16 protein-coding genes are annotated in these 14716 nt (G+C 74.6%); 10 read left to right on the top strand and 6 right to left on the bottom strand.

What is annotated here, in order from left to right; genetic code table 11:
* Positions 1 to 882: 882 nt before the first annotated feature.
* Together PP1_RS28530 and PP1_RS28525 are read left to right on the top strand one after the other, a co-directional pair.
* Positions 883 to 3354 (top strand): transglycosylase domain-containing protein, encoded by a 2472-nt coding sequence (locus PP1_RS28530; protein ID WP_249266006.1) that lies wholly within the window; start codon positions 883 to 885, stop codon positions 3352 to 3354.
* 88 nt (positions 3355 to 3442) lie between these two features.
* Entirely contained in the window at positions 3443 to 3655 is a 213-nt protein-coding gene (locus PP1_RS28525; RefSeq protein ID WP_010231085.1) for a hypothetical protein, read from the top strand.
* A gap of 10 nt (positions 3656 to 3665) precedes the next feature.
* Here PP1_RS28525 and PP1_RS28520 read toward each other — a convergent pair whose 3' ends face one another.
* Positions 3666 to 4556, bottom strand: a complete 891-nt coding sequence (locus PP1_RS28520; protein WP_029239586.1) for a LysR family transcriptional regulator ArgP — start codon at positions 4554 to 4556, stop codon at positions 3666 to 3668.
* Positions 4557 to 4629: 73 nt separating this feature from the next.
* Here PP1_RS28520 and PP1_RS28515 point away from each other — a divergent pair, with 73 nt between their 5' ends.
* The 4 genes from PP1_RS28515 to PP1_RS28500 are packed head-to-tail and all read left to right on the top strand — an operon-like array spanning position 4630 to position 6874.
* Positions 4630 to 5226: a LysE/ArgO family amino acid transporter gene (locus PP1_RS28515; RefSeq protein ID WP_075314408.1), complete on the top strand. Its 597-nt coding sequence runs from the start codon at positions 4630 to 4632 to the stop codon at positions 5224 to 5226.
* 27 nt (positions 5227 to 5253) lie between these two features.
* Complete coding sequence (locus PP1_RS28510) at positions 5254 to 6105, top strand: helix-turn-helix domain-containing protein (RefSeq protein WP_010235370.1); 852 nt, start codon at positions 5254 to 5256, stop codon at positions 6103 to 6105.
* Entirely contained in the window at positions 6102 to 6482 is a 381-nt protein-coding gene (locus PP1_RS28505; RefSeq protein WP_010235373.1) for a VOC family protein, read from the top strand. Before PP1_RS28510 ends, PP1_RS28505 begins: the two co-directional genes overlap by 4 nt.
* Positions 6479 to 6874: an MmcQ/YjbR family DNA-binding protein gene (locus PP1_RS28500; RefSeq protein WP_060633709.1), complete on the top strand. Its 396-nt coding sequence runs from the start codon at positions 6479 to 6481 to the stop codon at positions 6872 to 6874. Before PP1_RS28505 ends, PP1_RS28500 begins: the two co-directional genes overlap by 4 nt.
* Before the next feature lie 7 nt (positions 6875 to 6881).
* Here PP1_RS28500 and PP1_RS28495 read toward each other — a convergent pair whose 3' ends face one another.
* The 3 genes from PP1_RS28495 to PP1_RS28485 are packed head-to-tail and all read right to left on the bottom strand — an operon-like array spanning position 6882 to position 9996.
* A complete protein-coding gene (locus PP1_RS28495; RefSeq protein WP_060575659.1) occupies positions 6882 to 7805 on the bottom strand; it encodes an ABC transporter permease in 924 nt (307 codons plus the stop codon).
* Positions 7805 to 9025 carry a quaternary amine ABC transporter ATP-binding protein gene (locus PP1_RS28490; protein ID WP_283161932.1) on the bottom strand — a complete coding sequence of 407 codons (1221 nt, stop codon included), beginning with the start codon at positions 9023 to 9025 and terminating at the stop codon, positions 7805 to 7807. Before PP1_RS28490 ends, PP1_RS28495 begins: the two co-directional genes overlap by 1 nt.
* Positions 9022 to 9996 carry a glycine betaine ABC transporter substrate-binding protein gene (locus tag PP1_RS28485; protein WP_010232447.1) on the bottom strand — a complete coding sequence of 325 codons (975 nt, stop codon included), beginning with the start codon at positions 9994 to 9996 and terminating at the stop codon, positions 9022 to 9024. The genes PP1_RS28490 and PP1_RS28485 overlap by 4 nt, the downstream gene beginning before the upstream one ends.
* A 239-nt stretch (positions 9997 to 10235) precedes the next feature.
* On the opposite strand from PP1_RS28485, the gene PP1_RS28480 reads away from it, so the two are divergent.
* Positions 10236 to 11015 carry an alpha/beta fold hydrolase gene (locus tag PP1_RS28480; RefSeq protein WP_249266007.1) on the top strand — a complete coding sequence of 260 codons (780 nt, stop codon included), beginning with the start codon at positions 10236 to 10238 and terminating at the stop codon, positions 11013 to 11015.
* Positions 11016 to 11346: 331 nt separating this feature from the next.
* Here PP1_RS28480 and PP1_RS28475 read toward each other — a convergent pair whose 3' ends face one another.
* Positions 11347 to 11772, bottom strand: coding sequence for a TIGR03668 family PPOX class F420-dependent oxidoreductase (locus tag PP1_RS28475; protein ID WP_010232445.1), 426 nt, complete (start codon positions 11770 to 11772; stop codon positions 11347 to 11349).
* A 7-nt stretch (positions 11773 to 11779) separates the two neighbouring features.
* Positions 11780 to 12676, bottom strand: a complete 897-nt coding sequence (locus PP1_RS28470) for an SMP-30/gluconolactonase/LRE family protein (protein ID WP_010232444.1) — start codon at positions 12674 to 12676, stop codon at positions 11780 to 11782.
* A 100-nt stretch (positions 12677 to 12776) separates the two neighbouring features.
* Between PP1_RS28470 and PP1_RS28465 the strand changes: the two genes are divergently transcribed.
* The 3 genes from PP1_RS28465 (at position 12777) to PP1_RS28455 (ending at position 14682) form a co-directional block, all read left to right on the top strand.
* Positions 12777 to 13763 carry a pirin family protein gene (locus PP1_RS28465; RefSeq protein ID WP_010232443.1) on the top strand — a complete coding sequence of 329 codons (987 nt, stop codon included), beginning with the start codon at positions 12777 to 12779 and terminating at the stop codon, positions 13761 to 13763.
* 77 nt (positions 13764 to 13840) lie between these two features.
* Positions 13841 to 14203, top strand: coding sequence for an ArsR/SmtB family transcription factor (locus PP1_RS28460; protein WP_010232442.1), 363 nt, complete (start codon positions 13841 to 13843; stop codon positions 14201 to 14203).
* Positions 14200 to 14682 carry an SRPBCC family protein gene (locus PP1_RS28455; protein WP_010232440.1) on the top strand — a complete coding sequence of 161 codons (483 nt, stop codon included), beginning with the start codon at positions 14200 to 14202 and terminating at the stop codon, positions 14680 to 14682. Before PP1_RS28460 ends, PP1_RS28455 begins: the two co-directional genes overlap by 4 nt.
* Positions 14683 to 14716 lie beyond the last annotated feature (34 nt).

Genomic DNA, 14716 nt, shown 5'->3' with positions numbered 1-14716 from the left:
GGGCCGCCCGCCCCGGCACGGTCCCCCTGCACCGTCCGGCGGGCCCACGTCCGGTGGCGCCGGGCGGCACGGGCGTCCGTCCGAGGGGCCGCAGTCCTTCGAGGACGTCGTGCGCGGCGACGGGAACGGCTCCGGGCGGCGCGCGGCGGGCGACCGCCCCGCCCCCCGTACCGACGAGGGCCCGGCCGGCGCGGGCGCGGCGGACTCCGCGCGGACGTCCCGCCGCCGTCCCGACGGCGACGGACCCGACGGCGCACCGGCGCGGACCGGCGCGGCCGACGGAGCCGCTCCGACCTCCGGCACCAGCGGTACGACCAAGGTGGGCCTGCGGGTGCGCGGCGGGACGGTGCCGCGTGACCCGGGTACCGCGTCCCCGCCGCCGCCCGCGCCCGGCCAGGGATCGGGGCCGGTCCGCCGCCCGGCGACAGCGCCGCCCGGTCCCGCCGCGCCGCCGCCCGGCCGGCCCGGTCCGACCGCAGCGGGCCCCGCTGCGCCGGCCGGTCCCGCGCCCACCGGACCCGCACCCACCGGTCCCGCACCCACCGGTCCCGCACCCACCGGTCCGGCGGGCGCCGGTCCGGCACCCGCGCGCGGCCCGCGCACGCCCGGCGCCCCCGTGCCCCCGAGCGCCGCGACCCCGCCGCCCCGGACACCGGACGCCACGGCAGCGGCCCGGTCCCCCGCGGCGGTCCGCCGGCACCCGGTACCGCACCGTCCGGCCCGGTCACCCGTGGCGCGGCGGCCCCCGCACCGCCCGTTCCCGGGGCACCGCAGACACCTGGCGGACCCGGCGGACCGTCCGCGCCCGCCCCCGGCCGACCCGGCCACGGTGCGCCCGGCCCGGGCACGCCCGGTCCCGGTGCGTCCGGCACCGGAGCAGTGGTGCCCGGCGCGGGCGCCCCGGCCGAGCCCCCCGCCCCGCGCACCGGACGCCGCCGCCGTCCCGAGCCCGAGGCCACCCCCGGCGACGACCGGGTTCCGCACGACCGGGTTCCGCACGACCGGGTTCCGCACGACCGGGTTCCGCACGACCGGGTTCCGCACGACCGGGTTCCGCACGACCGGGACGAGCCGGACCACCGGCGCGACGGGGACGACGCGACGGCGCTCGTCGCCGCCGACGTCCTCCCCGGCGCGCCGCGCCGCCGTCGCCGCGCCGAACCGGCCGGACCGCTGGAGAAGGCGCTCGCGGTCGTCGGGCCGCGGGTCGACACCGTGCGCCGCCGGCTCGGCATCCTCGACTCCGAGCAGCGCGCCGCGCTCACCCCGGAGGAGCGCCGCACCCGCCGCCGCACGCAGGTCCGCTGGTCGCTGATCGGCACCGCCGCGTCGGTCGTGCTGCTGCCGCTGCTGGTGCTGGGGATCGGCTGGCTGGTCTTCCCGATCCCCACCACCGACGAGGCCGTCCAGAACCAGATCGCGACCGTGTCCTACGCCGACGGCGGCCAGCTCGCCCGGCTGGTCCCCGAGCAGGGCAACCGGATCAAGGTCGGGATGGACGCGATCCCGCCGCACGTCCGGGAGGCCGTGCTCGCCGCGGAGGACCGGAGCTTCTACTCGAACCCCGGGTTCGACATCACCGGCATCCTGCGGGCGGCGCTCAACCAGGTCCTCGGCGGTGCGGGCGGCGGATCGACGATCACCCAGCAGTACGTCAAGAACACGCTGGTCGGCAACGACGCGACGTACTGGCGGAAGTACAAGGAACTGATCGTCTCGCTGAAGGTGTCCGGGCAGAAGTCGAAGGACGAGATCCTCAACGACTACCTGAACGCGATCTACTTCGGACGCGGCGCCTACGGCATCGAGTCCGCCAGCCTCGCCTACTACGGCAAGCCCGCCGCCCAGCTGACCCCCAGCGAGGGCGCGCTGCTCGCCGGGATCATCCAGTCGCCGTCGAATTGGGACCCGGAGAACTCCCGGGAGAAGGCGGAGTCGCGCTGGAACTTCGTGCTCGACGGCATGGCCCAGCAGGGCTGGATCTCCCGGGCCGACCGGCAGGCGGCCGTCTTCCCGGAGACGATCCCGGCGGAGAACACGTCGCGCTCGTCGTCGCTGACCGACGAGCGCGGGCACGTCCTCAACGCCGTCCGCTCCGAGCTGGGCTCGCTGGGCATCTCCGAGCAGGCGTTCGCGCAGGGCGGCCTGCAGGTCACGACGACGATCGACCCGCAACGCCAGCAGCAGCTCACCGACGCGGTCCGCGCCCGGATGGAGGGCCAGCCCGAGGTGCTGCGGTCCGGCGCGGTCGCGATCGACCCGCGCACCGGCGGCATCGTCGGCTACTACGGTGGCGCCAACGGCGCCGGTCTCGACTACGCCCAGGTCATGAAGCAGCCGGGCTCGACGTTCAAGCCGTTCGCGGTGCTCGCCGGGCTGCTGGAGGACCCGCCGGTCGGCCTCGGCACCCAGTTCGACGGCTCCGAGCAACCGGGCCTGCGCAACGCCGACGGGGCGAACTGCCCGCGCTGCGACCTCAAGCAGGCCATGACGATCTCCAACAACGTCGTCTTCACCAAGCTCGCCGGTGAGGTCGGCCCGCAGAAGGTCGCCGACGCGGCCCGGCTCGCCGGGATCACCGCCCCCCTGGAGAACCCGGACGCCCGGCTGCCGCTCGGCAACAAGGAGGTGACCCCGGTCCAGCTGGCGTCGGCGTACGCGACGATCGCCGCCGGCGGGGTCTGGCACGCGCCGCACCTGGTGTCGCGGGTCGTCGACTCCGACGGCCGCGTCCTCTACGAGTACTCCCCCGGCGAGGGCGAGCAGCGCTTCCCCGAGCAGGTCGCCCGCAACGTCTCCGAGGCCATGATGGACGTCGTCTCCAACGACGACCTCACGCTGCCGGGCGGCCAGCAGGCGGCCGCGAAGACGGGGACCGTCCAGTCCCGCTTCGAGGGCCAGAACAACGACGCCTGGTTCGCCGGCTTCACCCCCGAGCTCGCCACGTCGGTCTGGGTCGGGACGGACCGCAACGACCCGATCCAGGACGCCACCGGCGCACCGATCAGCGGCAAGGACCTGCCCGGCTCGATGTGGCAGGAGTTCATGGCGAGCGCGGTGCGCAGCACCGAGGTCGTCGACTTCCCGACCTTCCGCGCTCTCGGCGACGAGCCGTCGGAGCTGGCCCCGAACGAGCCGACCGCCACCCCGACGCCCGCACCGACCAGCAGCAGCGCGCCGCCGTCGCCGACTCCGGAGCCGCAGGAGCAGGCGCCGCCGCCACCGGTCCAGGAGGCGCCGCCCCCGGAGCCGACCAGCACCCCGGAGCAGACGGTGGACCCGCTGTTCGGGTCCGACGGCGACAGCCGTCCCGGCGAGGACGCCGGCCGGGACGGCGAACCCACCTTCGGCTGACCGGCGGCGAGGCGGGGCAGGCAGGGCGAGGCGCACGGCACCGTGACGGAGCCTGCCCGGACCTCCGTGACCGGGCTACCGTGGATCCGTGACCGGACACCATCACTTCGAGGTGGTGGCCTGGCGGGCGGACCGCAGGCTCACCCTCTACGTGCCCGGGATCGAGGCGTCCACCACCGTCGACGACCCCCGCGCGGCGGAGGACGCGGTCCGCGACCTGATCGCCGACCTGACCGGCGTCGACCCGGGCGAGATCACCTGCGACATCCGGCTCGGGCGGCCCTGGCGTTCCGGCATCTGACCGGGCCGGCTCACGACGGCGGTACCAGTGTCCGCGCCGCCACCTCCTGCACCGCGGCCGTCAGGGCGTCGAGCACCTCGGTGCTCAGCTTCCAGTGCTGCCAGTAGAGCGGCACGTCGAGATGGCGTTCCCGGTCGAGCAGGACGAGGCGTCCGGCGTCGGCGGCCGCCCGCGCCGGGGCGTCGGTGAACATGCCCCAGCCCAGGCCGGCCCGCACGGCGTCGTGGTAGCCGTCGGCGGCCGGCACCCGGTGCGCCGGCCCGGTGCACGGGCGATGGGTCAGCCGGCGCACGAAGCGGGTCTGCAGCCGGTCCTTCGGACCGAAGTCGACACGCGGCGCAACCGGGAACGCCTCGGCCGGGTCGCGCCCGGCGAACCACCGGTCGTAGACCGGGCGGGCGGCGACCGGGCGGTACCGGGTGGCACCGATCGGACGGACCGCGCAGCCCTGGACCGGGGTCGCCGACGTCGTCACCGCCCCGACGACCGCGCCCTCCCGCAGGAGCTCCGCGGTGTGCTCCTCGTCGTCGACGTGCAGGTCGAGCCGCATGCCGTGGCGCTGCGCGAGGGGCACCACGGCGTGCAGGAACCAGTGCGTGAGCGAGTCGGCGTTCACCGCGATCGGGAGGTGCACGCCCCCGCCTGCGTCGTCGCCGAACGACCGGGACACCTCGCCCTCCAGCACCGCGACCTGCCGGGCGAGCCGCAGGAGGGTGCGGCCCGCCTCCGTGGGGACGCACGGGCGCGACCGTCGCACCAGGACCTGGCGGGTCTGGCGCTCCAGCGCCTTGATCCGTTGCGACACCGCGGACGGCGTGATCGACATCAGCTCGGCGGCCGCCTCGAAGCTGCCCTCCTCGACGACGGCGCTGAGCGTCGCGAGCCGGTCCCGGTCGTACATGAGCACAGCTTAAGTTCCTGACCGATCCTGAACGAGATCGTGGATCCGGCTGGTCCCTGCCTACGGTCGCCCGGTGAGTGTGGTGGTGGGGTTCGGTACCGGGTTGTCCCTGATCGCGGCGATCGGCGCGCAGAACGCGTTCGTGCTGCGCCAGGGCCTGCGCCGCGAGCACGTCCCGGCGGTCGTGGTGTTCTGCGTCCTGGCCGACCTGGTGCTGGTGACGGCGGCGGTGGCGGGTGTCGGTCTGGCGCTGTCGGGTGTGCCGGGGCTGGCCGAGGTGGTGCGCTGGGGCGGGGTCGTCTACCTGGTCGGGTACGGGCTGCTCGCCGCCCGGCGGGCGGTGCGGCCGGGCACGCTCACGGCCGACGCCCGCGGCGGGGCGCGGCGCCTCGCCCCGGTGCTCGGCAGCGCGGCGGCCCTGACCTTCCTCAACCCGCACATGCTGCTCGACCTGCTGGTCCTCGGCTCACTGGCCGCCGCGCACGGCGACGACGGACGGTGGGCCTTCGCCGCCGGGGTGATGGCGGCCAGCCTGACCTGGTTCGCCGGGCTCGGGTTCGGGGCCGCCCGGCTGGCCGGGCTGTTCGCGCGACCGGTGGCCTGGCGGGTGCTCGACGGCGTCGTGGCCACCGTGATGCTGGGGCTCGCCGCCGGTCTGGCCCTGACCTGACCGGGCCCGGCCTGGCACGATGCCGTCGTGGACGATGCCGGTCGGGAACCGGCCGTGTTCGTGCCGGCGCGGCCGCCCGCCGCGCTGCGCCCGTACGTCACCCGCTACCTCGGCTACCGCGAGCACGCGTCCCGCCCGCTGCGCCGCAGGCAGGCCCCGGCCGACGCGGTCGCGCTGATCCTCGGCTTCCATCCGCTGGCCCTGTCCGGCCCGGCGGTCGGTGCGGGGAGTGCGGCGGCGTTCGTGGGAGGGCTCAGCGACACCTGGGTGCTCACCGAGTTCACCGGCCCCCAGGCCGGGGTCCAGGTCGACCTCACACCGCTGGGGATGTTCACCGTGCTCGGCGGTCGTCCGGTCGCGGGTGGCGCGGTCCCCGCGCTCGACGAGCTCGACGACCCGGTGCTGGCCGCGCTCCCCGGCAGGCTCGCCGAGCTGCCCACCTGGTCGGCGCGGTTCGCCCTGGTGACCGGGGTGCTGGCGGGACGGCTGCTCGACGGGCGGGCCCGCCGTCCGGCTCCCGAGGTCGCGCACGCCTGGGGCCGGCTGCACCGCACCCGCGGCGCGGTCACCGTCCGCGCGCTCGCCGCGGAGACCGGCTGGAGCCGCCGGCACCTGCAGGACCGGTTCGGCACCCAGATCGGGCTGACCCCGCGCACCGCGGGGCGGGTGCTGCGGTTCGCGGGCGCCGCCCGGCTCGTCGGCGGGTCCACGACGCCGCTGGCCGAGGTCGCCGCGGCCTGCGGCTACGCCGACCAGCCCCACCTGAGCCGGGAGTTCCGGGCGCTGGCCGGGACGACGCCGTCGGCGTACCGCAGGGAGTGGGAGTTCCCGTTCGTCCACGACACCGTGGCCGGACCGGTGCAGGATCGTGCGCCATGAGCATCCACACCACGCTGCGCTACGACGACCCGCGGGCCGCCATCGACTTCCTCACCGGCGCGCTCGGCTTCCGCGAGCTGCGGTGCCACACCGACGACGCCGGCCGGATCGCCCACGCCGAGCTCGCCTGGGACGACCACGGCGACACCGGCGTACTCGCACTCGGCACCCGCCGGGTGGACGACCCGTTCGACACCGGACGCGCCGTCACCTACCTGACCTGCGACGATCCCGACGCACTGCACGACAGGGCGGTCGCGGCCGGCGCCACGGTCGTCATGGGCCTCACCGACCAGGACTACGGTTCCCGGGAGTTCGCCGTCACCGACGCGGAGGGCAACGTGTGGTCGCTGGGGACCTACCGGATGGGCACGTGACCGGCCTCCCGCGTCACCCCGACCCGGCCGACCCGCTGCCCTGGCTGCGGGAGATCTGCCGGGCGCTGCCCGGGGTGACGGAGAAGGTCAGCCACGGGTCGCCGTCGTGGTTCGTGCAGCGGATGTTCGTGACCTACGCCGACCACCACCACGGGCACCCGCACGTCGCGTTCTGGTGTGCGGCACCGCCCGGCGTGCAGGAGGACCTGGTCGACACCGACCCGGCCCGGTTCTTCCGGCCCGCCTACGTCGGGCACCGGGGCTGGCTGGGCGTCGTGCTCGACGGCACCGGTGACGACGCCGCCGAGCTCGACGAGATCACCGGCATCGTCACCGACGCCTACCGCTGCGTCGCCCCGAAACGGCGGCTCGCCGAGCTCGACGGCGTCTGAGACCCGGTCAGGCCCCCGCGCCGGCCCCCGCCGCGACACCGGCCGACGGCTGCGGCGCCGACGCGGGCGCCGCCGCCCGGCGGGCGCGGAGCTTCGTCAGCAGGCTCGACCCCGGCCGCTCGGCCAGCGCCGAGGTGAACCGGTCGAGGAAGATCGCCACGATGACGACGGCGAGCCCGCCCTCGATGCCCGACGCGATGTCGAGCTGGGTCACCGCCGACACCACGACGGTCCCGAGCCCGTCCGCACCGGCCAGACCGGCGACGACGACCATCGACAGCGCCAGCATGATCACCTGGTTGACACCGGCCATGATCGAGGGCAGTGCCATCGGCAGCTGCACCTCGCGCAGGATCTGACGGGGGTGCGCGCCGAACGCGTGGGCGGCCTCCACCACCTCGGAGTCGACACCGCGGATGCCGAGCTCGGTCAGCCGCACCGCCGGAGCGATCGAGAACACGATCGTCGCGACGATGCCGGGGACCACCCCGATGCCGAACAGCAGCACCACCGGGATCAGGTAGACGAAGGCCGGGATCGTCTGCATGGTGTCGAGCACCGGGCGCAGTACCCGGCTGGCCGCCCGGCTGCGCGCGGCCCAGATGCCCAGCGGGACGCCGATCGCGACCGCGATCAGCGCCGCGACCAGCACCAGGCCGAACGTCTCCATCGTCTCGGTCCAGAGGTCGAACGACGAGACCAGTGCGAAGCCGAGCAGCGTGAACACCGCGAAGCCCCAGCCCCGCACGAGCAGCGCGAGCGCGACCAGGAGCACCAGCCACACCCACCACGGCGGCGTCGTGAACAGCGCCGTCACCGCCTCGACCACGGCGGTGATCACGGCGCCGATGCCGTCCAGCAGGCCGGCCGCGTTCTGCAGCAGCCAGAGGATGAACGCCTCGACGTAGCTACCGAGCTCGATCCTGGGCATCAGACGGTCCCGTTCGCGTCGTCGTGGGTGGAGTCGGGGTGCGAGGAGAGTGCCGCCAGCACCGCGCCGCGGGGCACGACGCCGGTGAGCCGCCCCTCGTCGACGACTGCGAGCGGCACCGGGTTCCGGCCGACCTGGTGCAGCAGGTCGATCAGCGGACGGTCGGGCTCGGTGGTGCGGTACTCGTCGACCAGCGCCGACTCGTCGATGCGCGCGGCCTGGCGGCCCGCGGCGTGGCCCAGCCAGTCGTCGCGGACGACGCCGAGGATGCGGTGCTCGTCGTCGACGACGTAGGCGCCGGTGGCCTCGGCCCGGCCCAGCCGGACGAGCACCTCGGACGGGCGCTCGTCGAGCCGCACGGTGATCCGGGGCTCCCGGATCACGTCGGCGGCGGTCAGCACCCGGCTGCGGTCGACGTCGGAGACGAACTCGGCGACGTAGTCGTCGGCCGGGGACTCGAGGATCTCCGGCCCGGTGCCGACCTGGACCAGCCGGCCGTCCTTGAGCAGCAGGATCCGGTCGCCCAGCAGCATCGCCTCGTTGAGGTCGTGCGTGATGAACACGATCGTCTTGCGCAGGTCCTTCTGCAGGCGGACCAGCAGCTGCTGCATGTCCCGGCGGATCAGCGGGTCCAGCGCCGAGTACGGCTCGTCCATCAGCAGGACGTCGGTGTCGCTGGCCAGCGCGCGGGCCAGCCCGACCCGCTGCTGCATGCCGCCCGAGAGCTGGCTGGGGTAGGCCTCGGCCCGCTCGGCCAGCCCGACCTGCTCCAGCGCCCACTCCGCCTTGCGGCGGCGCTCGCCGGCATCGACGCCGCGGATCTGCAGGCCGTACTCGGCGTTCTGCCGGATCGTGCGGTGCGGCAGCAGCGCGAAGTGCTGGAACACCATCGCGATCCGCTCGTTGCGCAGCGTCCGCAGCTCGGCGTCGCCGAGCGACCCGAGATCGCGGCCGTCGACGCCGATGCTGCCGGAGGTGGGCTCGATCAGCCGGTTCAGCAGCCGCACGAGCGTCGACTTGCCCGACCCGGACAGGCCCATGATCACGAACAGCTCGCCCTGGGCGATGTCGAACGACACGTCGTGCACGGCCAGCGTGGCGCCGGTGCGCTTCTGGATCTCGCTGCGCCCCACACCCTCGCGGGCCAGCGCGACCGCGTCGTCGACGGCGTCGCCGAACACCTTGGTGAGGTTCTTGACCTCGATCATCGTGTCGCTCACGGCGTTCCCACCCATTCCCGTACCCGGTCGGGGTTCGCGGCGACGTAGTCGCGCGCGACCGTCTCGACGTCGGCGTTGTCCACGTCCACCCGCTTGAGCATCTTCTCGACGTCGTCGAGCGGGAGCTCGAACCGGCGCAGCAGGGCGTCGAACCGCGGTGCCGTCGCGCCCAGGTCACCGGCCGCGGCGGTCCACGCGGAGTAGTCCGGCATGGCGCAGGCGCCGTCGCCGGTGGTGTAGCAGTCGTCGCGCGGCGGGTTCGGTTCGCTCAGCCGGGTCAGCTCCATCTCCTCGAAGACGTAGTGCGGCCGGTAGAGGTAGACCAGGATCGGCTGCCGCCGCTCGTAGGCCCGGCGCAGCTCGGCGATCTGCGCGGCCTCGCTGGAGGTGACCTGCTCCAGGTTCAGCCCGTACCCGGCGAGCCGCTTGGTGTTGTACTCGGTGGTGAGGAAGCTCGGGTCCGAGTCGACGAGCCGGTTGCCGAGGGCGTCCGCGTAGTCGTTCAGCTGGGAGACGCTCGTCAGACCGGCGAGCGGACCGCCCGGTTCGAGCGCGTAGCTAGGGACGTACCAGCCCTGCTCGGCGCCGTCGTAGGTCGGGTGGACCAGGCCGACCCGGTCCTCGGCCTTCGCCGCGAGTTCGGACTGGTTGGGCATCGCGACCTCGGTGAGGGCGTCGACGTCGCCGCGCTGCGCCCCCGCCCAGGCGGTGGCCGGTCCGACCTGGATGGTCTTCAGCTCGCCGACCCCGAGCTCCGGGTGCCCCGCGACGACCTCGGCGAGGATCGCGTTGGTCACCTTCGCCGCGCTCCACGGGAACTGCGTGAGCCGCACGGTCGGGCCGTCCGAACCGGACGCGGCACAGCCCGTCGCGGTGACCAGCACGGCCACCAGGGCGGTGACCAGCCGGGCGGTCCGGTGCGGTCGTCGTCGTCCGGCGGCGGGTACGACGCGATGTGGCGGATCGGCCACGCGGGCACGTCCTCTCGGGGTGGGTGCGCGATCGGCGCCGCCGAGCCGGCGCGCCGGATCACGACGACGGTCGCGGTGAGCGCGGAGGGGTCTGCCGACCCGGTCTCAGCGACAGGCGGACGAGCACATCCGGCACAGGTCGACGTGCAGGCGCGTCACCAGCCGGGGGTCCACGATCACGGACGAAGCTTCCATCACGGGCGGTGACGGTGCAACCGGACGGACTACGATCTTCCTCCGTGCCCGCTGCTGTGCCCGCTCCCGTGACGATCCGGCTGGAACCGGACGGCCCGCGCTACGAGTACGACGACGTCCCGGGCGCCGCCGACCGCGCCCCCCTGCTGTTCCTGCACGAGGGACTCGGCTCGGTCGGGCTCTGGCGCGGGTTCCACCACCGGATCGCCGCGGAGACCGGACGGCGGACGGTCGCCTACTCCCGGCTCGGGCACGGGCGGTCGGACCGGCCGGACACCGCGCCCACGACGTCGTTCATGGCGACCGAGGCGGCGACCGTCGTCCCCGCGCTGTGCTCCGCACTCGGCCTGGACCGGCCGGTGCTCGTCGGGCACTCGGACGGCGGGACGATCGCGCTGCTGGCCGCGGCGTCGATGCAGGTGACCGGGGTCGTCGTGCTGGCGCCGCACGTCCTGGTCGAGGACTTCGCACTGGCTGCGATCCGGTCGGCCCGCTCCGCGTTCGACGAGGGCGACCTCCGCACCCGGATGGCCCGCCACCACGACGACCCCGACGCCGCCTTCCGCGGCTGGAACGACATGTGGCTCGCCACGGACTTCCGCGGGTGGGACGTCCGCGACCGCCTGCCGGGGATCACGGCCCCGGTGCTGGGCATCCAGGGCGACGACGACCCGTACGGCAGCATCGTGCACGTCCGGTCGGTCGCCGAGCGGGCGGCGGGCCCGGTGACGGTGACGGAGCTGCACTGCGGGCACGCACCGCACCTGGAGCTGCCCGACGAGACCGCCGGGGCGATCACCGGGTTCCTCGCCGGCCTGCGCTGAGGCGGCGCGGCTCCGGGCCTTCCCGAGGGCCGCGGCCGTCCGGGCCCACCGAGCGGCACCGCCGCCTCCGGTTCCCACGGGCGACACCGACCCCGAAGCGTCACGGCGGCGCCGCGGCCCCGGGTGGACCTTCTCGCGAGATCGCTGCCTGAGGCAGCGATTCGGCAACAGAGACCCCGGTGGCCCGGCGGCCAAGCGGCCCGGTGACCAAGCGACCAAGCGGCCCGGCGGCCAAACGGCCCGGCGACCCGGGCGACCTGGCGACCCATCGGCCCGGCGCGACCGGCGCGGTCCGGCGGACCGGATGCCCGGCATCCGAGCGGCTCGGCGATCACCGCGCCGACCACCCCGTCCACCGGTCCGGCGTGAGGACCACGACCGGGCCGTCCGGCGGCTCGGCCCGGTACGGCTCGTACTTCGCCACCAGCGCGTCGATCGCCCGGGCGCGCAGGTCGCCGGTCTCGTGCACCGACGCCGTCCCGTCGAGGCGGACCCACCACAGCTGCGACCAGTCGTCGTCGTAGTGGTCGGCGAGCAGGCCCACCCGCGGGTCGGCGTCGATGTCGCGCAGCCGGGCCAGCCTCGTGTGCCGCTTCGGCTTGACCCGGTCGACGGCCGACACGACGAGGCCGTCGACCAGGGCGAACGTGATCGGCACCAGGCGCGGGCTGCCGTCGGCGGCGCGGATCGTGGCCAGCCGCGCGACCCGCGCGGAGCCGAGCAGCGAGCGGGCCGCGGTGTCGTCGAGGGAGGGCATCGGCTCCTCAGGCTGCCGGAACCGGCACCCGGACGGCCAGCAGCTCGGCCACCCGGGTGTCGCGGCGCTCGTGCTCGGCGAAGCCGGGCGCGGTGCAGAGGAACAGGGTGCGCCCGTCCTCGCCGCCGAGCTGGCAGGCGTAGGTGCCGACCTCGCCGGTGGAGACCTCGTCCGCGATCTCCCCGCCCGGCCGGACCCGGATCGCGCGGTTCCCGGCGGCGTCGGCCACCCAGATCGCGCCCTCGGCGTCGGGCGCGGAGATCCCGTCCGGTGCGACGGTCAGCCGGGCGATCGCCGCGAGCGGGTCCTCCTCGACCGGCACCTCGCCGAACCGGGCCCAGTCCCGGCGCTCCCCCAGCGTCCCGTCCGGCCCGACGGGGAAGGCGGACAGCCGGTTCCCGAAGGTCTCGGCGACGACGAGCTCGCCGCCGGTCAGCGCCGGCCCGTTCGCGAAGTGCAGCGGCTCGGTCGCCGTCGTCACCGTGCCGTCCGGGTCCACCCGCAGCAGCGGCGCGGCGGCCCGCGGCGCGCCGTTCATGAGATCGAAGCCGAAACTGCCGACCCAGGCCCGCCCGCCGGCGTCGACGATCATGTCGTTGAGCACGTGCGCGGAACGACCGGACAGGTCGGCGTGGACGGCGAGCGCGCCGTCGCTCTCGCGGCGCAGGATCCGCCGGTCCCGCATGGACACGATCAGCAGCCGACCGTCGGGCAGCCACCCCAGGCCGGACGGCTGTTGCGGCACCTCCGCCTCGGTGCGCACGTCCGACCCGTCGGCCCGGGCGGAGAGCACCCGGTGGGTGTAGAAGTCGCTGACCCAGATCCGGCCGTCGCGCCAGCGCGGCCCCTCCAGGAACGACATCCCGGTCAGTACCGGCTGCGGTTCTCCCGGCGTCTCCGCCATGTCCCTGCTCCGTCCTCGTCGACTCGGGGGTGGCACCCGGGAACATAGCCGCTACCGTAGTGGTTGAGCGTGCAACAACTCTGGATCCGAGGAGGACCCGATGCCCGCCGTCACCGTCTCCGACACCGCCACCCTGCCGCGCGTGCCCGTCCCCGGTCCGACCGAACTGGACCGCGGCGTCCGCTCGGTCACCACCGCACCGGCCGGGTACGAGGGCGAGGGCTTCCCGGTCCGCCGCGCGTTCCAGGGCGTCGACCTGCGCGACCTCGACCCGTTCCTGCACATGGACCAGATGGGCGAGGTCGAGTACGCGCCCGGGGAGCCGAAGGGCACGTCGTGGCACCCGCACCGGGGCTTCGAGACCGTCACCTACATCATCGACGGCACCTTCGAGCACGGTGACTCGCACGGGGGCGGCGGCACCATCACCGACGGCGACACCCAGTGGATGACCGCCGGATCCGGCCTGCTGCACATCGAGCGCCCGCCGGAGGCCCTGGTCCGCAGCGGGGGCCTCTTCCACGGCCTGCAGCTGTGGGTGAACCTGCCGAAGGCCGACAAGTGGCTCCCGCCGAAGTACCAGGACCTGCGCGGCGGCGAGTCCGCGCTGGCCACGACGCCGGACGGCGGCACGCTGCTGCGCGTGATCGCCGGTGACGTCGCGGGCGTCTCCGGGCCGGGGGCGACGCACACCCCGATGGCGATGGTGCACGCGACGGTCTCCCCCGGCGCGGAGCTGCGGCTGCCGTGGCCGCGGTCGTACAACGCGCTCGTCTACGTCCTGAACGGGGCCGGCACGGTCGGTGCCGACGGACGCCCGATCCGCACCGGCCAGCTCGCGCTGTTCGGTCCGGGCGACGCGATCACGGTGAGCGGCAACGTCTCCCAGGAGTCGCGCCACCCGGCACTGGACGTCGTCGTGCTCGGCGGCCTCCCCATCCGCGAGCCGATCGCCTGGGCCGGCCCGTTCGTCATGAACACGAAGGACGAGGTGCACACCGCGTTCGAGGACTACCAGCGGGGACGCCTCGGCGTCGTCCCGGCGGACTGGACACCGCACGGCTCGCTGCCCGGATCGTTCCGCTAGTTCAACTTCGGGGTTGATTACGAGCCGTCCCTCCGCTACCTTTTTGTTCAACCGAGAGGTTGAACGAGGAGGGGAACGTGGAGGACCGGCTCTCGAAGGTGTTCGCCGCGCTGGCGGACCCGATCCGGCGCGACATGGTGGCCCGGCTGGCCGCCGACGACGCGACCGTCAACGAGCTCGCCGAGCCCTACGACGTGTCCCTCCAGGCCGTGTCCAAGCACATCAAGGTGCTGGCCGACGCGGGGCTGGTCCGGCGCAGCCGGGAGGCCCAGCGGCGTCCGGTGCACCTCGAGGCGGAGGTGTTCGACCTGATGACGGCCTGGATCGAGCGGTACCGGCGACAGGTCGAGGAGCGCTACCGGCGCCTCGACGACCTGCTCGCCGAGGAGAGCACCGGCAGCACCGATGTCACCGGCACGAACGAGGGAGCAGCGTCATGAGCACCACCACCCGCGAGACCACCATCGAGGCCGTCCCGGACCTGCCGATCGTCCGGATCACCCGGGAGTTCGACGCGCCGCCGGAGCGCGTGTTCGACGCGCACGTCGACCCGGAGAAGGTCCGGCGCTGGCTCGGGCCGCGCCGGCTGCGGATGACCATCGACCGGTGGGACGCCGAGACCGGTGGCGGCTACCGCTACACCCACGCCGACGACGACGGCGAGTACCGCTTCTACGGCTCGTTCCACGAGGTCCGGCCGGCCGAGCGGATCGTGCAGACCTTCACCTGGGAGGGCTTCCCGGAGGGCGTCTCCCTGGAGACGATGACCTTCACCGCGCTGCCCGGTGGCCGGACCCGCATCGTCGGCGTCTCGGTCGTCGACTCGATCGAGGCGCGGGACGCGATGCTGGCCTCCGGGATGGAGGTCGGCGTCAACGAGGGCTTCGAACAGCTCGACGAGCTCCTCGCCGAGGGCTGAGCGCCCCCGCATCCTGTCGGGGGTGCCCTCTAGC

Origin of the sequence: Pseudonocardia sp. P1, from assembly GCF_000178675.2 — a bacterium.
GTDB lineage: Bacteria > Actinomycetota > Actinomycetes > Mycobacteriales > Pseudonocardiaceae > Pseudonocardia.
Note: the sequence above shows the minus strand (reverse complement) of the source record. Positions and strands in the feature narration are given on the sequence as shown.

Coding starts and splice junctions, on each gene's coding strand:
- PP1_RS28520 (WP_029239586.1), bottom strand. CDS start 4,556: ATGTACGACCGGGACCGGCTCGCGACGCTCAGCGCCGTCGTCGAGGAG.
- PP1_RS28470 (WP_010232444.1), bottom strand. CDS start 12,676: ATGGCGGAGACGCCGGGAGAACCGCAGCCGGTACTGACCGGGATGTCG.
- PP1_RS28455 (WP_010232440.1), top strand. CDS start 14,200: ATGAGCACCACCACCCGCGAGACCACCATCGAGGCCGTCCCGGACCTG.
- PP1_RS28465 (WP_010232443.1), top strand. CDS start 12,777: ATGCCCGCCGTCACCGTCTCCGACACCGCCACCCTGCCGCGCGTGCCC.
- PP1_RS28495 (WP_060575659.1), bottom strand. CDS start 7,805: ATGCCCAGGATCGAGCTCGGTAGCTACGTCGAGGCGTTCATCCTCTGG.
- PP1_RS28475 (WP_010232445.1), bottom strand. CDS start 11,772: ATGCCCTCCCTCGACGACACCGCGGCCCGCTCGCTGCTCGGCTCCGCG.
- PP1_RS28505 (WP_010235373.1), top strand. CDS start 6,102: ATGAGCATCCACACCACGCTGCGCTACGACGACCCGCGGGCCGCCATC.